We start from the raw sequence: 23,102 nt of genomic DNA, 5'->3' as shown, positions 1-23,102 counted from the left end.
GGTGGCGCTTATCCGGTTTTGTAGGCCTGATAAGCGCAGCGCCATCAGGCAAACGTGGTGCCGGATGGCGGTGAAAACGCCTTATCCGGCCTACGGTTTTATCGTTCTTTGTGCCTCCGGGCAAAACACGTGAGCAATTTGCATGTCTAAATCCGTACAGAGCAACAGCGCGATCCTCGTTCACTTCACCCTGAAACTGGATGATGGCTCAACGGCGGAATCTACCCGCAATAACGGCAAGCCAGCCCTGTTTCGTCTTGGCGATACCTCGCTTTCCGAAGGTCTGGAGCAGCAGCTTCTGGGGTTGAAAGAAGGGGAAAAGAAAGCGTTTTCTCTGGAGCCTGACGCCGCGTTTGGCGTCCCCAGTCCGGACTTGATCCAGTATTTCTCGCGCCGTGAGTTTATGGCGGCGGGCGAACCGGAAGTCGGGGCGATTATGCTTTTTACCGCAATGGATGGCAGCGAAATGCCTGGCGTGATTCGCGAAATTAACGGCGACTCGATTACCGTTGATTTTAACCATCCGCTGGCCGGGCATACCGTTCACTTTGATATTGAAGTGCTGGAAATCGATCCGGCGCTGGAGGCATAAACATGCAGATCCTGTTGGCCAACCCACGCGGTTTTTGCGCCGGGGTAGACCGCGCTATCAGCATTGTTGAAAATGCGCTCGCCATTTACGGCGCGCCAATTTACGTTCGGCACGAAGTCGTGCATAACCGCTATGTAGTGGACAGCCTGCGCAAGCGCGGGGCGATCTTTATAGAGCAAATTAGCGAAGTGCCGGATGGCGCCATTCTGATTTTCTCCGCTCACGGGGTTTCCCAGGCGGTGCGTAACGAGGCGAAAAGCCGCGATCTTACCGTTTTTGACGCCACCTGCCCGCTGGTGACGAAAGTCCATATGGAAGTGGCGCGCGCCAGCCGTCGCGGTGAAGAATCTATTCTCATCGGCCACGCCGGGCACCCGGAAGTGGAAGGCACCATGGGTCAGTACAGCAACCCGGAAGGGGGGATGTACCTGGTTGAGTCGCCAGAGGACGTCTGGACGCTGAATGTCAAAAATGAAGGCAAGCTCTCCTTCATGACGCAAACCACGCTTTCCGTGGACGATACGTCCGATGTGATTGATGCGCTGCGTAAACGCTTTCCGAAAATCGTCGGCCCGCGCAAAGACGATATTTGCTATGCCACTACTAATCGTCAGGAAGCGGTGCGGGCGTTGGCGGAGCAGGCTGACGTGGTGCTGGTGGTCGGCTCGAAAAACTCTTCTAACTCTAACCGGCTGGCGGAACTGGCCCAACGGATGGGAAGAACCGCGTTTCTTATCGACGATGCGGCGGATATCCAGGAGGCGTGGGTGAAAGAAGCCGCCTGCGTCGGCGTCACCGCAGGCGCTTCCGCGCCGGATATTCTGGTGCAGAATGTTATTGCGCGTCTGCGCGAGTTTGGCGGCGGCGAAGCCGTCACGCTTGAGGGGCGCGAAGAAAATATTGTTTTCGAAGTGCCGAAAGAGCTGCGTGTGGATGTTCGTGAAGTCGAATAAGATTTCACAATTCAGAAATCTGCCCGATGACGCTACGTTGACCAGATCTTAAGGATTTCTTTTGATATTCAATGTGCGACAGGAAAAATAAGGCGTAGTCGTCATCCGTTGCTAATGCCCCACCTTTTTGCTATTCATCTGAAAAACCAGCACAATCGTTGCTGGTTTTTGGGTTGTAATGCCTACAGGGATAAGGGAAATGGGCAAAATAAAATATGGATTGCCAACGTTACTCGCCATCGGCTTTTGGATGGACGCGGCAAGCGCTACGGTGCTGGAGCTACCTGCCTGGGAGCGAAACTATACCGGGACTATCGCGGGGAAACCGGTAAACGTTAATATCACGCGATTTGGTAACTCTCTTAATGGGTATTACTGCTATGAACCTTGCAATCAGCACAAGGCAGTGATTGTTCTACGCGGCTCACTCCAGGATAAAGAGGTGCATCTTGAAGAACGCGTAAAGGCGCTTTCGGGTTACTGGAATGCGGAAATCTCCAGCAGTGAGATTAAAGGCGAATGGACGTCCGCAGATAAAAAACGACATTTTCCTGTTGCCCTTATCTATTACAAACCTAAAAACTCCCCTGATATTGTGCTGGTCACGAACACGAATGATGCAGGGGGTTACGACCCTTCCAAAGAGATTGATTGCGGCAATACGCCGGCCATTTCGGCGATAAAATTATACCGTGATGGTAAACTCATACAGACCTTAGATACCGCCTCGGTGGGCACTTGTAGCCCGTTTATGCCTCAATGGGGGGATGTCAATTTTGATGGCTACCCGGATCTATCGATTGTAACAGAGTTACTTGCTGGGCCGGATGCTCCAGTTCAAACATGGCTCTATGACCCCGCCAAACAGCGTTATGTTGATGCGCCAGCGTCTTATCAGGAAATCACTTCACCAGAGATCGATGCTGAACATAAACAGATTGTCAGCTATTGGCGCGGCGGTTGCTGCAGCCATGGCGTCAATGTGTATCGCTGGAAAGGAAAAACGATTGAACTGATCGATCGCGGTGAAAGCTACTTTCAGCCTGTGATCAGTAAAGGCAAAATGTATAACTGCTACATGACACCTTCCTACGCTGATGGGCGTATTATTTATCCGCTAGTACGTAAAAATGGTCATTTGACGCCGCCTCTTAGCCTTGATGGGACGTGTCAATCTTTTTGGCTAACCGGTAATGTTCGTACCGTGATTCAGGCAGAAAAACCCGGCGCTGAGCCCGAATTTCTTGAGATTCAGTGGCAGGAAAACAAAGCATCGCCAGGGCGTTTTTGCCCATTAGTTCCGTTTGTCGAAGGTGATAAGCTAAGTCCGCGTCTGGTGACGGATGACGATGTGCCTGATGCCTGTATCAGTCGCGCTGAGTATGAAGATATAAAACAATAGGTCAGGAGAGCATTAATGACAGCATCCCTACACATTATTCTTGATACCGATCCGGGCATTGATGACGCGGCTGCGATTGCCGCTGCGCTGTTCGCCCCCCAGCTTGATCTGCAACTAATAACCACCGTTGCCGGCAACGTTTCGGTTGAAAAAACGACCCGTAATGCGTTGCAGCTTCTGCATTTCTGGAACAGCGATATCCCACTTGCCCAGGGGGCCGCGACGCCGCTGCTGCGTCCGTTACGCGATGCGGCATACGTCCACGGCGAATCCGGTATGGAAGGCTATGATTTTGTCGACCATCAGCGCCAACCGTTGGCGAAGCCTGCGTTTATCGCTATCCGGGATGTGCTGATGAACGCCCCGGAGCCCATGACATTAGTGGCGATTGGGCCATTGACCAATATTGCGTTGCTACTGATGCACTATCCGGAGTGTGCGTGTAACATTCGCCGTCTGGTGTTGATGGGCGGTTCCGCAGGGCGCGGCAATTTTACGCCTAATGCTGAATTTAACATTGCTGTCGATCCGGAGGCCGCGGCGCTGGTGTTCCGCAGCGGTCTGGAGATTGTGATGTGTGGGCTGGACGTCACGAATCAGGCAATGCTCTCGCCAGATTTTCTGAATAAACTGCCCGCGCTGAATCGCACCGGTAAGATGTTGCACAGCCTGTTCAACCATTATCGCAGCGGTAGTATGCGCACTGGCGTCCGGATGCACGATCTCTGCGCGATCGCCTGGCTGGTGCGTCCGGAGCTTTTTACCCTGCAATCCTGTTTTGTGGCCGTAGAAACGCAGGGGCAATATACCGCCGGTACCACGGTGGTGGATATTGAAGGGCGTCTGGGGCAGCCCGCCAACGCGCAGGTGGCGCTGGCGCTGGATGTGGACGGTTTTCGTCAGTGGGTGGCTGAGGTGTTTGCCTATGCGCCGTAATTACATGTTGGCGCCATAATCTCATACTTTGCCGCGATAGAGCCTCTCCGGCCTGCCCACTTTCCCGTAGCTGATCTCCGCTTCGAGAAAGTTATTTTTCACGCCTTGTTCCAGATAGCGTCGGGCAGTGGTTTTACTGCTGCCCAGAATTTGCGCCAGAGTGTCTGCTGTATGTACTGCCTGCGGGTCGGCGAATATTTGTCGTACCCGGTTGAAGGTGTTTTCATCAATTCCCCGCAGTCCGCTATTCGGTTCTGCGGTTTGTTCTTTGGCCTGGATATTAAATAAGGCATCAACGTGCGTCTGGTTTGCCTGCTCACTGGAACGTAACGAACTGCGGTAACGGGTGAACCGCTCCAGGGTATGCTGCAGGCGCTGATAATGTACCGGCTTAATCAGATAATCGAATACGCCCATGCGTAAGGCATCGCTGATGGTATCCATATGATTGTCGGCGGTAATGAAAATAATTCGCCCCGTGTAGTTGGTGCTGATGGTATGACGAATTAAATCGATCCCTTTGCCATCGGGTAAAAAATTATCCAATAGAATTAACTGTGGTTGATAGAGGCGTATTTGCTTCTTCGCACTTTCCAGTTTGTCTGCGATGCCGACGATTGAAAACTGGGGAAAAATCTTGATGGTGTCCACCAGGATTTCCGCTAGCATCGGTTCGTCTTCAACGATGAGTGTCGTAATGCTATCCATGTTATTCTTCTCTGGTAAAAGGGATATAGAGGGTAAAAATGGTGCCAAAAGGATTATTGTTATCGACGATAATGTCGCCATTGGCCTGCTTGACGTAGCTGTGCACCAACCATAATCCAATTCCGTGATCGCCGTTGTTGTGGGTGGTCACTCCACGCTCGAAAATATGCTGGCGGATATTTTCGTCAATACCACATCCCTGATCGGCAACTTCAATAATGACTTCATTACCTTCGCTATTGATCAGGCACTCAATCTGTCGCGAGCCTTCGCGATTGAGCAGGGTGGCGTTATAGGCGTTGTCCAATAAATTGCCAACAATCGAAATCCATTCATTATGCGAGAGCGATGACGGCAGGTGTTCAACAAAGCTTGAAGGATCGAAAATCAGCTCCAGCCCCAGCTCTTTTGCCCGATAATATTTACCGATTAATAGCCCCGCAAGGTGGTGGTCGCGGAAATTATGGGAAATAAAATCGAGTACTTTCTGGTGGCTTTCCGACTGCTGCTGAATCAGCGCCAGCGCATTATCGTAGCGCTTCAGGAACAGCAGTCCGGCAATGGTGGAAATAAGGTTGCGATGCTCATGCTGCACGGCGCGCAGGTTATCGGCGTATTGCCGCACCTGACTTAACTGCAGGCTGAGTGTATTGATATCGTCTTTGTTGCGAAAGCTAATAACCCAGCCCTGAGGCTGGTTGTCAATAATGACCGCCATGCGACTGGCGATGACTTTCATTTGGTTAAAGGTGACGATCTCATCTTTTTTGTTTTTTTGCGGCGCATCGTAAAAGAAGGCCTCCGGCAACACGACATGGTGGATTGCATAGCCAATGAGTTCAGACTCCGGTTGGCTCAGATTCAGTAAGCGGCGAGCCGTTTGGTTAATAGCGGTAATACGGTGATGGGAGTCAATGGCGATCAACCCTTCAAATACCGACTCAAACAACACGCTTTGCTGAATTAATAGTTGTGAAAGCTGCTGCGGCTCCATGTTAAGCATCTGCTTTTTAATATGCAGCGAGAAGCGGCGGGCGCAGTACAACAGCACCAGCAGCAGTAACGCCATCGGGAACAGCAACGAGCTGATTTGTAAGTTAAGCCAGCTCTCCAACTGTTCCAGAGTATAGCCGACGGAAACAATACCGATGACTTTACCGGTACTGTCCTGAATCGGGGATTTACCACGTAAGGAAGAGCCTAATGAACCTTTGCGCACCGATACGTAGCTTTTAGCGTTATACAGCGCGTCGTCGCTATCGCCGCCCTCCATATATTTGCCGATCTCATCCGGGTTGACGTGATACAGTCGCTGACCTTTTTCGTTGCCAACGGTAATGTAAGTCGCGTCCGAAAACGAGCGCATTGGGTCAATCAGCGCTTTGATGCGTGACAAATCATGCGCCTCTACGGCTTCAACTAATTCTGGCATAGCGGATATTTGCATTGCCTGAATAAGCGCACGTTGGCCCACCTGATAATGCAGGCGTTCTTTCGTGATATCGGTCAGATACCAGGTGATTGCCAGCATCACGATGGTGGATGTAAACAGGATCAGTAGAAATATCCGGTTTTGAAACGAGTGTCTGGCAAACCAGCGTGTAATTTCCCGTATAAACATATTGGTATTTAAATATTTAATTACGGTATTTTCTTGCATTCGGCATCACCGGAACCTGAACCAGTTCATACTTACTTTTCTTTCAGAAAAAATTTGGATGAAAATGGGATACGACATGCGTATCCCATCCACTATTACATCGCCAGCACGTATTTCAGCATCACGCCCGCGGCAATGGCCGAGCCAATCACCCCGGCCACGTTCGGCCCCATCGCGTGCATCAGCAGGAAGTTCTGCGCGTCTGATTCCAGGCCCACCTTGTTCGATACGCGGGCCGCCATCGGCACCGCCGACACCCCCGCCGAACCGATAAGCGGGTTGATTTTGTTCTTACTGCACAGGTTCAGCAGCTTCGCCATCAGCACCCCGGCCGCCGTCCCGATACCGAACGCAATCACCCCCAGCAGCAGAATGCCCAGCGTCTGCGGCTGCAGGAACTTGTCCGCCACCAGCTTCGCGCCCACCGACAGTCCGAGGAAGATGGTGACGATATTAATCAGCCCGTTCTGTACCGTGTCGCTCAGACGCTCCACCACGCCGCTTTCACGCATCAGGTTGCCAAAGCAGAACATCCCCAGCAGCGGTGCGGCGTCCGGCAACAGCAGGGCCACCAGCATGAGCAACACCACCGGGAAGAGGATTTTTTCCCGCTTGCTGACGGTGCGCAGCTGCACCATGCGGATTTTCCGCTCCGTCTCGCTGGTCAGCGCCTTCATAATCGGCGGCTGGATTAACGGCACCAGCGCCATATACGAGTACGCCGCCACCGCGATGGCCCCCAGCAGCTCCGGCGCCAGCTTGCCCGACAGATAAATCGCCGTCGGGCCGTCCGCGCCGCCGATAATGCCGATGGCCGCCGCCTGCGGCAGGGTGAAGGAAATCAGGCCGAAGTAGTTCAGCGTCAGCGCCCCCAGCACGGTGGCGAAGATGCCGAACTGCGCCGCCGCCCCCAGCAGCAGGGTGCGCGGGTTGGCCAGCAGCGGGCCGAAGTCGGTCATCGCCCCCACGCCCATGAAGATGACCAGCGGCGCGACGCCGGAGCCAATCGCCACTTTGTAAAACAGCGCCAGCACCCCCGGCGTGTAGCCCATGTCCACCGCCAGGTTCTCCATCTGGCTCTGCACCGACGGCAGCGCCAGCGCTAATGCCTCTTTAATGGCGTGCACGTCCGGCGCGCAGTTAAGCTTCGCGGCAATCACCGCCAGCTGCCCGGCGTCGTGATGCGCCAGCAGGCTTTCCAGCGCGGTCAGCGCCATGCCCGCTTCCGGGATGTTGGAGAGCAGCCCGCCGAAGCCAATCGGCAGCAGCAGTAACGGTTCGAACTTCTTCGCAATCGCCAGCCACAGCAGCAGCAGGCTCACCAGCAGCATGATGGCCTGGCCGATGCCAAGGTGCATCAGCCCCATGCCCTGAAGCAGGGCGTTCAGACTTTCCATTTCCGCTCCTCGTCCTTACGCCAGCGTCATCAGGGTGTCACCGACGGAGACCGCGTCGCCGGACTTCACCGCGATACCGCGGACGGTGCCGGCCTGCGCGGCGCGGATTTCGGTTTCCATCTTCATGGCTTCCAGAATCAGCAGCACATCGCCTTCGGCCACCGTCTGGCCTTCAGCGGCAATCACCTTCCAGATGTTGCCCGCCAGCGGCGCGGTGACCGGTGTGCCGGCGCCTGCCGGGGCGGCAGCGGCCGGCGCGGAGGCAGGAACGGCTGCCGTCAGCTGGCTGATATCGCCGCCGTCGCTGACCTTCACCACAAAGGCTTTGCCTTCCACTTCCACGGTGTAGATACCGGAGGCGGCAGGCTTCTCTGATTTTGCCACCGGCTGCGCGGCTTCCGCCTGCGGCACCGGCTCAAACGCCGCCGGGTTATGGCGGTTCTCAAGGAATTTGAGGCCAATCTGCGGGAACAGCGCCACGGTGAGCACGTCGTCGATAGCGTTTCCCGCAAGCTGAATACCCTTCTCCTGCGCCTGACGCCTGACGTCCGCTTCCAGTTCAGCCAGTTCCGGTTTGAGTAAATCCGCCGGACGGCAGGTCACCGGAGCGCCCCCTTCCAGCACCCGCGCCTGTAACGCGGCGTTCACCGGCACCGGCGTGTGGCCGTACTCGCCTTTCAGAATGCCCGCCGTTTCTTTGGCGATGGTTTTGTAGCGTTCGCCGGTCAGGACGTTGAGCACCGCCTGGGTGCCGACAATCTGCGAGGTGGGGGTCACCAGCGGGATAAAGCCGAGGTCCTCGCGCACGCGGGGGATTTCCGCCAGCACCTGGTCGAGTTTGTCCGCCGCGTTCTGCTGCTTCAGCTGGCCTTCCAGGTTAGTGAGCATTCCGCCCGGCACCTGGGCCACCAGAATGCGGCTGTCGTAGCCCTTCAGCTGGCCTTCAAAGGCATGGTATTTTTTGCGCACCTCGCGGAAGTAGGCGGCGATGTTTTCCAGCTTCAGGATATCCAGCCCGGTGTCGTGCTCAGTACCTGCCAACGTCGCCACCAGCGCCTCGGTGGCCGGGTGGCCGTAGGTGGCGCTCATGGAGGAAATCGCCGTGTCCACGCCGTCAACGCCCGCCTCGATAGCCTTCAGCAGGGCCATCTCCGCCATCCCGGTGGTGGCGTGGCAGTGCAGGTGCAGGCGCACGTCATAGCGTTTTTTGATTTCGCTGACCAGCTCATACGCCGCCACTGGCGTCAGGATACCGGACATATCCTTGATGGCAATCGAGTCGACGCCGGTTTCCAGCAGCTGTTCGGTCAGGTCCAGCCAGGTCTGCAGGGTGTGGGCCGGGCTGGTGGTGTAGGAGAGGGTGCCCTGGGCGTGCGCCCCGTGGCTGCGTACCGCCTGCAGGGCGGCCTTCATATTGCGCGGGTCGTTCATGGCGTCGAAGACGCGGAAGACGTCCATGCCGTTTTTGACGGCGCGTTCGACGAAGCGTTCCACCACGTCATCGGCGTAGTGGCGATAGCCGAGCAGGTTCTGGCCGCGCAGCAGCATCTGCAGGGGAGTCTTCGGCATGGCCTTTTTAAGCTCGCGCAGGCGCAGCCACGGGTCTTCGCCGAGAAAGCGGATACAGGCGTCAAAGGTGGCGCCGCCCCAGCACTCCAGCGAGCCGTAGCCCACGTCATCGAGCTGAGCGGCAATCGGCAGCATATCGTCAAGACGCAGGCGGGTGGCGAAAAGGGACTGGTGGGCGTCGCGCAGGACGACGTCGGTAATGGAAATGGTCATGGATCCCTCCGGGAATTAAGCGTTAAGGCGGTGATGGTGAATGGCGGCGGCAATCACCGGCTTTAAGCGGGTGAAGTCGTCCACGACGGGAACGGCACGCGGTGCGGGCGCGGCGACGGGTTCCGGGAAGAAGCGAGTAATCACGGCAGACATGCCGCGAATGGCAAAGATGAGCAGGAACAGAAAGCTCAGTACGAACCCCATCCCTAAAAACATCAGGGTGAAACCTTCACCCAGTAGTACAGCTTCATTCATGAATCATTTTCCATAATGAGAGGCACGACGGTGGCCTTGACGACAGCCTTCCTGGTGAATCCGGCTAAGGAGTAGAGTGGATTTCCCTTGGCCACCTCTGGCTTTGGCCTCTACTTTTCTCCAGGTCGTTTGCTGCCAAGACACCGCCGTGCGTTTTTTTACACCATCATGCTGAACACGATGCTAGCGATAACCAGCACAATACCGCCGCCCAGACGAGAGGAAATTTGTGCATATGAAATGAGGTTCATACGGTTACAGGCGGAGAGCACTTCCAGATCGCCGGAGCCGCCGCGGTTGGCCATACAAAGACCCGCAGTAATGGATGATTCAATCGGGTAGAAGCCAATCAACCAGCCCCCGATAGCCGCGCCGACGACTGCGCCGACCACAATGATTGCGGCGATAACGACGTTGGCGAACGTCAGGGCATCGATGATCTCTTGCAGATCGGTGTAGCAAACACCCACACCGACCATCAGCACCCACAGTAGCTGTTTGGAGAAGAAGTCAGAAAGACGTTTCGCCCCGGCTTTAATCTCCGGTGAGCAAAGACCTGATGCGTTCAGCGCAGCAACAATCAGGACCATCCAGGCGAAGTAGTGAATAGAGACGCCGCCGATGCTTGGCAGAATTTTCTTGGCAACAACATAGGCCAGCAGGAAGCAGGTGGTGGATAACACCATGCCAACCGCCGTTTCACGATGGGTAATCTGACCGGCCTTTTCATCATCTTCGGTTTTGAAGGAAGCCTTACGAACCAACTCACCTTCACCGCTAAGCCAGGTGTATTTTTTGCCTATCATATCGAGGAGGGCGGCGAAAATAATGGCGAAGATATTCGCAATGGTCAGAATAGCAATAGCCGTTGAGTAATACTCTTCGCGAGAACGTCCGGTAACCGAGTGATAAATTTCAGACAGAGGCACGGCGCCCGCGCCGTTACCACCGCCCATAATCGGCAGAACGTACAGCATCATGATACGGTCGACCGGGATACCGAAGCACAGACCAATGACGATACCGAAAAGGGACGCGCCGACAATCCCGGCGAGGATGGTTGGGATATAGCCCAGCAGTGATTTTAATAGCAGCTTACGGTTTACCGACAGGATCGCGCCTGTGATCAACACTGCGATAAACAGGTTAAGGAAGTTGCTTTTATCCATTACGTTGCTGATCGCATCAATTTCTTTCTGCGTAAATATGCCAGCATAGACAAAATAAGCTGCAACCAGAAATATCATAACCGGTGCGCCGCCAATATATTTATTGAAGATCGGTAAACGTTTGCCGATTTCACCAAAAATGGCCCCCATCACAAACATAAGGGCAAAACCACCGACTAAGTCAGTCGGTATAGCATTATAAAAATGAGAAAGTAATAAAGTAATTAATGCAAAAGCATAAAGCGGTAGCGGCATACCAAAGATTTTGAATCTGAGTAAATCGCTAGCCCCCTTTTTCTCCGTCGCCGAAGCCTGGGTCATGTTGGTCATAAACATTTTCCTGAGTATTGATGGATAACAAGACCCGCGCATACTAATAAATTCAATGAACCGTGAGATGTGACTATCTTCACTGAATGGTTGTGTTTTTAATTAATTTAATTATTTTTATTAACTCTGGTTAATTAAGGAAATAAAAACCATAAAGCTTATAAAAGCAAGGGGGAAAGTGTGATGTCTATTCCAGACGAGTAATACAAACGCTGGCGAAATATGCGACGTTATTTGCTGACGGATGCAGAATAGAGTGAATCTAATATTTAAACGCATTTATTTGCAAAAGGATGTATTGCGTCGCGAGTCGGTCGCCATGTTTCTGGAGGGCGTGGGACTCGCCCTGGAAGACGATTGTGAAATCGCGGTATGCGCATATTGGCAGGGTGAGATAGTCGGGTGCGGTTCTCTGGCCGGGAACGTACTGAAATGCATCGCCGTTTCCCCGGTTTTACAAGGGGAAGGGCTCAGCCTCAAACTGCTGACTGAACTGCTTACATTGGCCTACGAGTTAAACCGCAGCGAGCTTTTCCTGTTCACCAAGCCGCAAAATCGGCTGCTGTTTTCTGGCGCGGGGTTTTGGCCCATTGCGCAGGCAGGTGAGCTGGCGGTGTTAATGGAGAACAGCAGTGAACGGTTAGCGCGCTTTTGTCGCCAACTGGCGCTTTATCGTCAACCGGGAAAAACGATCGGCGCCATCGTCATGAACGCCAATCCGTTTACCTTGGGCCACCGTTATCTGGTGGAACAAGCAGCGGCAGCCTGTGACTGGCTGCATCTATTTGTGGTCAAAGAAGATGCTTCATTTTTTTCCTATACCGACCGTTGGGCGCTGATCGAACAAGGAATCGCGGGTATTGACAACGTCACGTTGCATTCCGGCTCCGCTTATATGATCTCGCGTGCGACGTTTCCCGGCTATTTCCTCAAAGAAAAAGGGGTTGTGGACGACTGCCATTGCCAGATCGATCTGCAACTCTTCCGTGAACATTTGGCTCCAGCGCTGGGGATTACCCATCGTTTTGTCGGCAGTGAACCGTTCTGTCCGCTGACCTGTGCCTATAACCAGCGAATGCACGACATTTTGCACGATCCGAAGCGTAGCGGCCCGGTTATTGAGGTCGTCGAGCTGGCTCGGGTGGAGAAAAACGGCGCGGCTATTTCCGCCTCTCGCGTCAGAAAACTGTATAGCGAACGTAATTGGCCGGCGATAAGCGCGCTGGTGCCTGCTGGCACCCTGGCATATCTGCAGCGGCATGCCGCCAGACACACTGAAACCATATGACGTAACACCGTTAACAAGGAACATAACTAATGAAAATCATTAAAGATGCCCTGGCAGGCACGCTGGAATCCAGCGATGTGATGATCAGGATTGGTCCATCCAGCGAGCCAGGAATTCGGCTGGAGCTAGAGAGTCTGGTGAAGCAGCAGTTTGGCGCGGCGATTGAGCAGGTGGTTCGGGAAACACTGGCGAAACTCGGCGTTGAACGCGCGCTGGTTAGCGTCGATGACAAAGGCGCGCTGGAGTGCATTTTACGCGCCCGAGTGCAGGCGGCGGCGCTGCGCGCTGCAGAACAAACGGAAATTCAATGGAGTGCGTTATGAGACCACGTCGCAGTATGTTGTTTATCCCCGGCGCAAATGCGGCCATGTTGAGCACCTCGTTTGTCTACGGTGCGGATGCGGTGATGTTCGACTTAGAAGACGCCGTAGCATTACGTGAGAAAGATACCGCCCGTCTTTTAGTCCATCACGCGCTTCAACATCCGTTCTATCAGGATGTTGAAAAAGTGGTGCGCATTAATCCACTGAACACGCCATTCGGTCTGGCCGATCTTGAGGCCGTCGTGCGTGGTGGCGCGGATATCGTGCGTCTGCCGAAAACCGACAGCAAAAACGATGTGCTGGAGCTGGAAGCGCAGGTTGAACGGATCGAGCGTGAATGTGGACGTGAAGTCGGCAGTACCAGGCTAATGGCGGCGATCGAATCAGCGAAAGGCGTGGTCAATGCCGTCGACATCGCCACCTCCAGCCCGCGCATGGTGGCAATTGCGCTGGCGGCATTTGATTACGTGATGGATATGGGCACCTGCCGGGGCGATGGCACCGAGCTGTTCTACGCCCGCTGCGCAGTGCTGCATGCGGCGCGCGTTGCGGGTATTGCCGCCTATGATGTCGTTTGGTCGGATATCAATAATGAAGAAGGCTTCCTGAAGGAAGTGCAGTTGGCGAAAGGGCTTGGTTTTAACGGTAAGTCCTTAGTGAACCCACGTCAGATTGAGCTGTTACATCAGGCTTATTCTCCGACACGTAAAGAAGTTGAGCATGCGTATGAGGTGATTGCCGCCGCTGAAGAGGCTGAGTCTCGCGGTCTGGGCGTCGTTTCACTCAACGGCAAAATGATTGACGGCCCGATTATCGACCACGCGCGCAAAGTGGTGGCGCTGTCGGCTTCCGGTATTCGTGATTAAGGAAGGAACCATGAAAGAGACTGTAACCATGCTCAACCAGCAATATGTCGTACCGGAAGGATTACAGCCCTACCAGGGGGTAACAGCGAACAGCCCGTGGCTTGCCAGTGAAACGGAAAAGCGTCGGCGTAAAATTTGTGACTCGCTTGAAGAGGCTATCCGTCGTTCCGGGCTTAAAAATGGCATGACGATATCCTTCCACCATGCGTTTCGTGGTGGCGACAAAGTCGTCAATATGGTGATGGCGAAGCTGGCGGAAATGGGATTCCGCGATCTGACGCTTGCCTCCAGCTCATTAATCGATGCCCACTGGCCGCTTATCGAACACATTAAAAATGGCGTGGTACGGCAGATTTACACCTCCGGGCTGCGCGGCAAGTTAGGGGAAGAGATCTCCGCTGGCCTGATGGAAAACCCGGTACAGATCCACTCTCACGGCGGCCGCGTAAAACTGATTCAGAGCGGTGAGCTGAATATTGATGTCGCTTTCCTTGGCGTGCCGTGCTGCGACGAATTTGGTAATGCTAACGGCTTTAGCGGCAAGTCACGCTGCGGCTCTTTGGGGTATGCGCAGGTTGATGCGCAGTACGCTAAATGTGTGGTGCTCCTGACTGAAGAGTGGGTCGAATTTCCCAATTATCCGGCCAGTATCGCGCAGGATCAGGTTGATTTAATCGTGCAGGTGGATGAGGTAGGGGATCCGGAAAAAATCACCGCGGGCGCGATTCGTCTGTCCAGCAACCCGCGTGAACTGTTGATCGCCCGGCAGGCGGCCAATGTGATCGAACACTCAGGTTATTTTTGTGATGGTTTCTCGCTGCAAACCGGCACCGGTGGCGCATCTCTGGCGGTCACCCGTTTCCTGGAAGACAAAATGCGTCGCCACAACATTACGGCGAGTTTTGGCCTGGGCGGGATCACCGGCACCATGGTGGATCTGCATGAGAAAGGGTTGATCAAAGCGCTACTGGATACGCAATCATTCGATGGCGATGCGGCCCGTTCGCTGGCGCAGAATCCACATCATATTGAAATTTCGACCAATCAATACGCTAACCCCGCTTCTAAAGGCGCGGCATGCGAACGCCTGAACGTGGTGATGCTGAGCGCGCTGGAAATTGACGTGAATTTCAACGTTAACGTGATGACCGGTTCAAACGGCGTACTGCGTGGCGCATCGGGCGGCCATAGCGATACGGCAGCAGGTGCGGATCTGACTATTATCACTGCGCCGCTGGTGCGCGGGCGTATTCCTTGCGTGGTAGAAAAGGTGCTGACTACCGTCACGCCAGGGGCAAGCGTTGATGTGCTGGTTACCGACCATGGTATTGCGGTAAACCCCGCGCGTCAGGATCTGCTTGATAACCTGCGTGCTGCGGGCGTGGCGCTGACGACCATCGAACAACTGCAACAGCGCGCTGAGCAACTGACCGGTAAACCGCAGCCGATTGAGTTTACCGATCGGGTGGTGGCTGTGGTGCGTTATCGCGACGGTTCAGTGATTGACGTGATTCGCCAGGTTAAAGGCTGATGAAGGGCACAGACCTGCTGTACCAGGGCCAGGCAGTTACGCTGGAGGAGATGCTACAAGCGCGCGATAAACGTGCCGCCAGGCAGCGTCAGGCGTTGAACTGCTATCGGCTACCGTTGATTTCCCTCACGCTGGTTGCACCGGGCGCCGTTAAAAACTCAGCGGTCTGGCGGCGTGTCGCCGATTACGCAATTGCCGAAATACTGGCGCTTTGCGAACAGAAGGAGTGGGTCAGCGTCTGGGAAATGCAGGTAAATGAACGCAGCGGCCCGGAATGGATGGCAGCGGTCTGTGCGCCGGCAATGGCGTTGAAACAGCACATGTCGACACTAGAGATGAGCCATCCGTTAGGGCGGCTTTGGGACATCGACATTATTGATAGCGACGGTAAGTCGCTATCACGCCGTGAACTCGGGCATCCTGCCCGGCCATGTTTGATATGCCAGCAGGATGCTCATCTCTGTGCCCGGGGCAAGCATCACACCCTTGACCTTTTGTTGGATGAAATTGCACGAAGGATTGAATGCTATGAACGTGAGCGTTGTGACTGAACGGCGTACGCCAGCGTACTCATCGCTGGCGGCTGGCGAACTTAATGGGTTGGTTGCAAGAGCGCTGCTGACGGAAGCCAGGCTGACACCAAAACCCGGTCTGGTCGATATTCGTAATTCGGGAGCGCATAGGGATATGGATCTGGCGGCATTTGAACGTAGCACTACCGCCATTGCTCCGTGGATGGAAAAGTTTTTTATCATGGGCAACAACACGGCGGCGCTGGCGGCAGAAAATGTCCTGGTGATGCTGCGTCCGCTGGGGATGGCCTGTGAGAATGATATGCTACAGGCGACCAATGGTGTGAATACCCATCGCGGGGCGATTTTCGCTTTTGGCCTGCTGAGCGCAGCGATTGGCCGACTTCTCGCGCGGGGAGAACCGTTGGAGCAAAATCGTATCTGCGACCAGGTTGCTCGCCTGAGTCGGAATATTGTTGCCCACGAGCTCTCAGCAAAAAAAGCGGGAAAACTGACAAAGAGTGAAACCCATTTCCAGTGTTATGGCCTGTCGGGCGCGCGGGGAGAAGCGGAAAGCGGTTTTCGAACCGTCAGAACGCAGGCTTTGCCGGTGTTTAACCGGGTCGTGCAGGAGCATGACGATACCCATCTTGCCCTACTGCAAACATTGTTGCATCTGATGGCGTGGAATGATGATACCAATCTGGTGTCACGGGGAGGCCTGGAAGGGCTTTACTACGTGCAGCAGCAGGCACAAAAATTGTTGTGGCAAGGGGGCGTATTGGTTGAGGGGGGCATTGAAGCGATGCAGTCCCTCGATGATGAACTCATCCTGCGTAACTTAAGCCCTGGCGGTAGCGCGGATTTACTGGCAGTGACCTGGTTTTTAAGTCATTTTTCTGCCGGTTCCCTCTATTCTGAGTAAGTTTCTCTTCTTTCATTCTCTCCAGCAATGATTCATCCTGCGGGATGAATCATGTCTTTTACTGATATCGCTCCCTGTTTATCATTAATTTCTAATTATCGGCGATTTTAGATGGCGGCCTCCGGGCGCGCTGGTTACTCTGAAAACGGTTTACGCAATTTTTACAAAAGAGAATAGCTATGCATGAAGCACAAATCCGCGTCGCCATTGCCGGCGCCGGTGGCCGCATGGGACGGCAGTTAATCCAGGCCGCCATGGCGATGGAAGGTGTTCAGCTGGGTGCCGCGCTGGAGCGCGAAGGCTCTTCCTTGCTGGGCAGCGATGCTGGCGAACTGGCAGGGGCGGGAAAGTCCGGCGTGATCGTTCAAAGCAGCCTTGAGGCGGTAAAAGATGATTTTGACGTTTTCATCGATTTTACCCGTCCGGAAGGCACGTTGACGCATCTGGCGTTTTGCCGCCAGCATGGTAAAGGGATGGTGATTGGTACTACCGGCTTTGACGACGCCGGTAAACAAGCCATTCGCGAGGCGTCACAAGAGATTGCGATCGTTTTCGCCGCAAACTTTAGCGTCGGTGTTAACGTCATGCTCAAGCTGCTGGAGAAAGCCGCGAAGGTAATGGGCGACTATAGCGATATTGAAATTATTGAAGCGCACCACCGCCATAAAGTGGATGCACCGTCGGGTACGGCGCTGGCAATGGGCGAGGCAATCGCCGGGGCGCTGGATAAAAATCTGAAGGACTGCGCGGTCTACTCGCGTGAAGGTTATACCGGCGAGCGCGTACCGGGCACGATTGGCTTTGCGACCGTTCGGGCGGGCGACATCGTCGGCGAACATACCGCGATGTTTGCCGATATTGGCGAGCGCGTAGAGATTACGCATAAAGCTTCCAGCCGCATGACGTTTGCAAATGGCGCGTTGCGATCGGCGTTATGGCTAAAAACGAAGAAAAATGGGCTATTTGACATGCGGGATGTGCTGGGGCTGGATGTATTATAGCGACTAAATACCTTCGTGATGTGGTTGTGGTAATCAAGATTAATTGATTACAAAGGGCAATATATTATTGCCCTTTTGTTTTTTTGCCCCCCGGTTATTCGGTCAGATAAATAACGCCTTTCACCATTCATGTTTCGACAGTTTCTTCTCCCACGACATGTTCTGCCGCAGTGGCTTACCGTATGCAAAAGGCACCTCGACCAGACTGATATCCATCGGGGGGCTAGTGCTGTTCCTCGGGATCGTTTTATCTCTTTTGCTTCAATAGGTTAGCTTTTTTATGCTGTAGTGAGGCTGGTTGTGGTCCAATCGTATGCGCCTGTCTTAAAGAAAAAGAAGTTAGATCTTTATATCTAAATTGGAGTTATCATTATATTGTCTTAACTTGCTATTTTTTGTGATTTTATGATGCGATTGATTTGTTTTTTGTTTTTATAACAAGTTGATTTTTAAATTCTTTTCTTGGTTAATTTTCTTAATTTTGAATTTTTATTCATTTAATAACATTAGTGGCTATTAAATGAATTTTTATCGTTGTTTTTTGTTGTTTTAATGTGAAATTTGACCATTTGGTCCACTTTTTATCATGCCAGCCAGTTTTTTGCGAACTCAAGGAAGCGCAAGCGTTTTCTATCGTCACTTAGTTGATCTTTTTGCCTATTAAACAGAATAACTTCCTTATAATGTGCAAAATAACATAAAAAATACCCTCTTTAAGTTGACTTTTATCCGGCTTAACTTCAGAATGCCGCCGTTTGCCAGAAATCCACGGGTAAGCAAATTTGCATTGCTTCATACTGACTGAATGAATTAATATGCAAATAAAGTGAGTGAATATTCTCTGGAGGGTGTTTTGATTAAGTCAGCGCTATTGGTTCTGGAAGACGGAACCCAGTTTCACGGTCGGGCCATAGGGGCAACAGGTTCGGCGGTTGGGGAAGTCGTTTTCAATACTTCAATGACCGGTTATCAAGAAATCCTCACTGATCCTTCCTATTCCCGCCAAATCGTCACTCTTACTTATCCCCATATTGGTAATGTCGGCACCAATGAAGCCGATGAAGAATCTTCTCAGGTTCATGCGCAAGGTTTAGTGATTCGCGATCTGCCGTTGATTGCCAGCAACTTCCGTAACACAGAAGACCTCTCTTCTTACCTCAAACGGCATAACATTGTGGCGATTGCTGATATCGATACCCGCAAGCTGACCCGACTGCTGCGTGAGAAAGGCGCACAGAACGGCTGCATCATTGCAGGCGATAGCCCGGATGCGAAGCTGGCGCTGGAAAAAGCGAAAGCATTTCCTGGACTGAACGGTATGGATCTGGCGAAAGAAGTGACCACGACGGAAACTTACCGCTGGACGCAGGGTAGCTGGACGCTGAAAGACGGTTTACCGGAAGCGAAATCTGAGGATGACCTGCCGTTCCATGTGGTGGCCTATGATTTCGGCGCCAAACGCAACATCCTGCGCATGCTGGTGGATCGCGGCTGCCGCCTGACGGTGGTGCCAGCGCAAACCTCTGCTGAAGAGGTGCTGAAAATGAATCCGGACGGCATCTTCCTGTCGAACGGCCCTGGCGACCCGGCCCCGTGCGACTACGCCATCGAGGCGATTAAGAAATTCCTCCAGACCGACATTCCTGTGTTCGGCATCTGCCTCGGCCATCAGCTACTGGCGCTGGCGAGCGGTGCGAAGACCGTTAAGATGAAGTTCGGCCATCACGGCGGCAACCATCCGGTAAAAGATATGGACAGAAACGTGGTAATGATCACCGCGCAGAACCACGGCTTTGCGGTGGATGAAGACTCGCTGCCCGCCAACCTGCGCGTGACCCACAAGTCGCTGTTCGACGGCACCCTGCAAGGGATTCATCGTACCGACAAACCGGCGTTCAGCTTCCAGGGACACCCGGAGGCGAGCCCGGGCCCGCACGATGCGGCGCCGCTGTTCGACCACTTTATCGAGCTTATTGAGCAATACCGTCAGTCCGCGAAATAATCAGGAGTAATAAGAGCCATGCCAAAACGTACAGATATAAAAAGCATCCTGATTCTGGGCGCGGGTCCGATTGTTATCGGTCAGGCGTGTGAGTTTGACTACTCCGGCGCTCAGGCGTGTAAAGCCCTGCGCGAAGAGGGCTATCGCGTCATTCTGGTGAACTCCAACCCGGCCACCATCATGACCGACCCGGAAATGGCCGATGCCACCTACATCGAGCCGATTCACTGGGAAGTGGTACGCAAAATCATTGAAAAAGAGCGTCCGGATGCGGTGCTGCCGACCATGGGCGGCCAGACGGCGCTGAACTGCGCGCTGGAGCTGGAGCGTCAGGGCGTGCTGGAAGAGTTCAGTGTGACCATGATTGGCGCGACCGCCGACGCCATTGATAAAGCCGAAGACCGTCGTCGCTTCGATATCGCGATGAAGAAAATTGGTCTCGACACCGCGCGTTCCGGTATCGCGCACACCATGGAAGAAGCGCTGGCGGTTGCCGCTGATGTGGGCTTCCCGTGCATCATCCGTCCGTCCTTTACCATGGGCGGCACCGGCGGCGGTATCGCTTACAACCGTGAAGAGTTCGAAGAAATCTGCGAACGCGGTCTGGACCTCTCGCCAACCAACGAGCTGCTGATTGATGAATCGCTGATCGGCTGGAAAGAGTACGAGATGGAAGTGGTGCGTGATAAAAACGACAACTGCATCATCGTCTGCTCTATCGAAAACTTCGATGCGATGGGTATCCACACCGGTGACTCCATCACCGTGGCGCCCGCGCAGACCCTGACCGACAAAGAATACCAAATCATGCGTAACGCCTCGATGGCGGTACTGCGTGAAATCGGCGTCGAAACCGGCGGTTCTAACGTCCAGTTCGCAGTGAACCCGAAAAACGGTCGTCTGATCGTTATCGAAATGAACCCGCGCGTCTCCCGCTCCTCGGCGCTGGCGTCGAAAGCCACCGGTTTCCCGATTGCCAAAGTGGCGGCCAAACTGGCGGTGGGTTATACCCTCGACGAGCTGATGAACGACATCACCGGTGGCCGTACGCCGGCGTCGTTTGAGCCGTCTATTGACTACGTTGTCACCAAAATTCCGCGCTTTAACTTTGAGAAATTCGCCGGTGCCAACGACCGTCTGACCACCCAGATGAAATCGGTCGGGGAAGTGATGGCGATTGGTCGCACGCAGCAGGAATCCCTGCAGAAAGCGCTGCGTGGCCTGGAAGTGGGCGCCACCGGTTTCGACCCGAAAGTGAGCCTCGACGACCCGGAAGCGCTGACCAAAATCCGCCGCGAGCTGAAAGATGCGGGCGCAGATCGTATCTGGTACATCGCCGATGCTTTCCGTGCGGGCTTGTCTGTGGATGGCGTGTTCAACCTGACCAACATTGACCGCTGGTTCCTGGTTCAGATTGAAGAACTGGTGCGTCTGGAAGAGAAAGTGGCTGAAGTCGGTATTACCGGCCTCAACGCCGACTTCCTGCGTCAGCTCAAGCGTAAAGGGTTTGCCGATGCGCGTCTGGCAAAACTGGCTGGCGTACGCGAGGCGGAAATCCGTAAGCTGCGTGATCAGTATGACCTGCACCCGGTTTACAAACGCGTGGATACCTGCGCGGCGGAATTCGCCACCGATACCGCCTACATGTACTCCACTTATGAAGATGAGTGCGAAGCGAACCCGTCCGTTGACCGCGATAAAATCATGGTCCTCGGCGGCGGCCCGAACCGTATCGGCCAGGGTATCGAATTTGACTACTGCTGCGTACACGCCTCGCTGGCGCTGCGCGAAGACGGTTACGAGACCATCATGGTCAACTGTAACCCGGAAACCGTCTCCACCGACTACGACACTTCCGACCGCCTGTACTTCGAGCCGGTGACGCTGGAAGACGTGCTGGAAATCGTGCGCATCGAGAAGCCGAAAGGCGTTATCGTGCAGTACGGCGGCCAGACGCCGCTGAAGCTGGCGCGCGCGCTGGAAGCGGCAGGCGTGCCGGTTATCGGCACCAGCCCGGACGCCATCGACCGCGCGGAAGACCGCGAGCGCTTCCAGCACGCGGTTGACCGTCTGAAACTGAAGCAACCGGCCAACGCCACCGTCACTGCCATTGAACAAGCGGTTGAGAAGGCGAAAGAGATTGGCTACCCGCTGGTGGTGCGTCCTTCTTACGTGCTGGGCGGTCGGGCGATGGAAATCGTCTATGACGAAGCCGACCTGCGTCGCTACTTCCAGACGGCGGTCAGCGTCTCTAACGATGCGCCGGTGCTGCTGGACCGCTTCCTTGATGACGCGGTTGAAGTGGACGTGGACGCTATCTGCGACGGCGAAATGGTGCTGATTGGCGGCATTATGGAGCACATTGAGCAGGCGGGCGTACACTCCGGCGACTCCGCCTGTTCCCTGCCGGCCTACACGCTGAGCCAGGAAATTCAGGACGTGATGCGCCAGCAGGTGCAGAAGCTGGCCTTCGAGTTGCAGGTGCGCGGCCTGATGAACGTGCAGTTTGCGGTCAAGGACAACGAAGTCTACCTGATTGAAGTCAACCCGCGTGCGGCGCGTACCGTACCGTTCGTCTCCAAAGCCACCGGCGTTCCGCTGGCGAAAGTGGCGGCGCGCGTGATGGCCGGCAAATCGCTGACCGAGCAGGGCGTGACCCAAGAAATTATCCCGCCGTACTACTCGGTGAAAGAAGTGGTGCTGCCGTTCAACAAATTCCCCGGCGTTGACCCGCTGTTAGGGCCAGAAATGCGCTCCACCGGGGAAGTGATGGGCGTGGGCCGTACCTTCGCGGAAGCGTTCGCTAAGGCGCAGCTGGGCAGTAACTCCACCATGAAGAAACAGGGCCGTGCGCTGCTCTCCGTTCGCGAAGGCGACAAAGAGCGCGTGGTGGACCTGGCCGCTAAGCTGCTGAAACAGGGCTTTGAGCTGGATGCCACCCACGGTACGGCGATTGTGCTGGGCGAAGCCGGTATCAACCCGCGTCTGGTGAACAAGGTGCACGAAGGTCGTCCGCACATTCAGGACCGTATCAAGAATGGCGAATATACCTATATCATCAACACCACCGCAGGTCGCCGCGCGATTGAAGACTCCAGGGTGATTCGCCGCAGCGCGCTGCAGTATAAAGTGCATTATGACACCACCCTGAACGGCGGTTTTGCAACGACGATGGCGCTCAATGCCGATGCCACCGAGAAGGTAACCTCGGTGCAGGAAATGCACGCGCAGATCAAAAAGTCGTAAACAAAGGGTCCGGCGGATATTGCTCTAACCGGACCTGTAATATAATGTTGAAAGGGTTTCTGTAAAGAAACCCTTTTTTTATCTTGCGTAAGGTCATTCCTGGAGAAGTCCGTTTCCGTAACCACATTTTCAATGTAATAAGCACGATATTGCTCACACTAATCAATATTTAAGTCGCATACTATCTTGCATATCCACAATTTTAATATGGCTTAGTTTTTATT

Annotated in this window: 19 protein-coding genes; 13 read left to right on the top strand and 6 right to left on the bottom strand. The window is 54.2% G+C overall.

From position 1 onward, the window contains the following. Positions 1-142 precede the first annotated feature (142 nt). From fkpB to rihC, 4 genes are all read left to right on the top strand, one after another. The gene (gene fkpB / locus HV477_RS10425; RefSeq protein WP_000047269.1) at positions 143-592 is read left to right on the top strand and encodes an FKBP-type peptidyl-prolyl cis-trans isomerase; all 450 of its coding nucleotides are present in this window, start codon (positions 143-145) and stop codon (positions 590-592) included. Between the two features lie 2 nt (positions 593-594). Beyond that, a complete protein-coding gene (ispH, locus tag HV477_RS10420; protein WP_001166422.1) occupies positions 595-1,545 on the top strand; it encodes a 4-hydroxy-3-methylbut-2-enyl diphosphate reductase in 951 nt (316 codons plus the stop codon). 199 nt (positions 1,546-1,744) lie between these two features. Continuing rightward, positions 1,745-2,947, top strand: coding sequence for an XAC2610-related protein (locus HV477_RS10415; RefSeq protein WP_079898698.1), 1,203 nt, complete (start codon positions 1,745-1,747; stop codon positions 2,945-2,947). Positions 2,948-2,962: 15 nt separating this feature from the next. Then, positions 2,963-3,883, top strand: a complete 921-nt coding sequence (gene rihC / locus HV477_RS10410) for a ribonucleoside hydrolase RihC (RefSeq protein WP_000127283.1) — start codon at positions 2,963-2,965, stop codon at positions 3,881-3,883. 21 nt (positions 3,884-3,904) lie between these two features. Here the strand turns inward: rihC and HV477_RS10405 are convergent, their stop codons facing one another. From HV477_RS10405 to citS, 6 genes are all read right to left on the bottom strand, one after another. Continuing rightward, complete coding sequence (locus HV477_RS10405) at positions 3,905-4,591, bottom strand: response regulator (protein ID WP_000377406.1); 687 nt, start codon at positions 4,589-4,591, stop codon at positions 3,905-3,907. 1 nt (position 4,592) lies between these two features. Beyond that, complete coding sequence (locus tag HV477_RS10400) at positions 4,593-6,212, bottom strand: sensor histidine kinase (protein ID WP_001670823.1); 1,620 nt, start codon at positions 6,210-6,212, stop codon at positions 4,593-4,595. A 134-nt stretch (positions 6,213-6,346) separates the two neighbouring features. Next, a complete protein-coding gene (locus HV477_RS10395) occupies positions 6,347-7,648 on the bottom strand; it encodes an oxalacetate decarboxylase subunit beta (RefSeq protein WP_175064954.1) in 1,302 nt (433 codons plus the stop codon). Positions 7,649-7,663: 15 nt separating this feature from the next. Beyond that, entirely contained in the window at positions 7,664-9,430 is a 1,767-nt protein-coding gene (gene oadA / locus HV477_RS10390) for a sodium-extruding oxaloacetate decarboxylase subunit alpha (RefSeq protein WP_079898694.1), read from the bottom strand. Between the two features lie 15 nt (positions 9,431-9,445). After that, positions 9,446-9,685 (bottom strand): oxaloacetate decarboxylase subunit gamma, encoded by a 240-nt coding sequence (locus tag HV477_RS10385; RefSeq protein WP_001001155.1) that lies wholly within the window; start codon positions 9,683-9,685, stop codon positions 9,446-9,448. Positions 9,686-9,843: 158 nt separating this feature from the next. Beyond that, positions 9,844-11,184: a citrate/sodium symporter CitS gene (gene citS / locus HV477_RS10380; protein WP_000183602.1), complete on the bottom strand. Its 1,341-nt coding sequence runs from the start codon at positions 11,182-11,184 to the stop codon at positions 9,844-9,846. A gap of 244 nt (positions 11,185-11,428) precedes the next feature. Here citS and citC point away from each other — a divergent pair, with 244 nt between their 5' ends. The 9 genes from citC to carB all read left to right on the top strand — a co-directional run bounded on the left by citC (position 11,429) and on the right by carB (position 22,878). Then, on the top strand, positions 11,429-12,472 hold the full coding sequence (citC, locus tag HV477_RS10375) for a [citrate (pro-3S)-lyase] ligase (protein ID WP_072103227.1): 1,044 nt from the start codon (positions 11,429-11,431) through the stop codon (positions 12,470-12,472). Between the two features lie 29 nt (positions 12,473-12,501). Continuing rightward, complete coding sequence (gene citD / locus HV477_RS10370; RefSeq protein WP_000691461.1) at positions 12,502-12,795, top strand: citrate lyase acyl carrier protein; 294 nt, start codon at positions 12,502-12,504, stop codon at positions 12,793-12,795. Then, on the top strand, positions 12,792-13,661 hold the full coding sequence (gene citE, locus HV477_RS10365) for a citrate (pro-3S)-lyase subunit beta (RefSeq protein WP_001247809.1): 870 nt from the start codon (positions 12,792-12,794) through the stop codon (positions 13,659-13,661). The genes citD and citE overlap by 4 nt, the downstream gene beginning before the upstream one ends. Positions 13,662-13,671: 10 nt before the next feature. After that, a complete protein-coding gene (gene citF, locus HV477_RS10360; protein ID WP_000665574.1) occupies positions 13,672-15,192 on the top strand; it encodes a citrate lyase subunit alpha in 1,521 nt (506 codons plus the stop codon). Further along, the gene (gene citX / locus HV477_RS10355; protein ID WP_079898692.1) at positions 15,192-15,743 is read left to right on the top strand and encodes a citrate lyase holo-[acyl-carrier protein] synthase; all 552 of its coding nucleotides are present in this window, start codon (positions 15,192-15,194) and stop codon (positions 15,741-15,743) included. The genes citF and citX overlap by 1 nt, the downstream gene beginning before the upstream one ends. Then, on the top strand, positions 15,721-16,629 hold the full coding sequence (gene citG / locus HV477_RS10350) for a triphosphoribosyl-dephospho-CoA synthase CitG (protein ID WP_001103239.1): 909 nt from the start codon (positions 15,721-15,723) through the stop codon (positions 16,627-16,629). Before citX ends, citG begins: the two co-directional genes overlap by 23 nt. A gap of 179 nt (positions 16,630-16,808) precedes the next feature. Continuing rightward, on the top strand, positions 16,809-17,630 hold the full coding sequence (dapB, locus tag HV477_RS10345; RefSeq protein ID WP_000544032.1) for a 4-hydroxy-tetrahydrodipicolinate reductase: 822 nt from the start codon (positions 16,809-16,811) through the stop codon (positions 17,628-17,630). Between the two features lie 853 nt (positions 17,631-18,483). After that, on the top strand, positions 18,484-19,632 hold the full coding sequence (gene carA / locus HV477_RS10335) for a glutamine-hydrolyzing carbamoyl-phosphate synthase small subunit (RefSeq protein ID WP_000597284.1): 1,149 nt from the start codon (positions 18,484-18,486) through the stop codon (positions 19,630-19,632). 18 nt (positions 19,633-19,650) lie between these two features. Beyond that, entirely contained in the window at positions 19,651-22,878 is a 3,228-nt protein-coding gene (gene carB / locus HV477_RS10330; RefSeq protein WP_079898690.1) for a carbamoyl-phosphate synthase large subunit, read from the top strand. Positions 22,879-23,102: the final 224 nt, after the last annotated feature.

The organism is Salmonella sp. SG203 (assembly GCF_013350575.1).
Taxonomy (GTDB): domain Bacteria; phylum Pseudomonadota; class Gammaproteobacteria; order Enterobacterales; family Enterobacteriaceae; genus Salmonella; species Salmonella enterica.
Note: the sequence above shows the minus strand (reverse complement) of the source record. Positions and strands in the feature narration are given on the sequence as shown.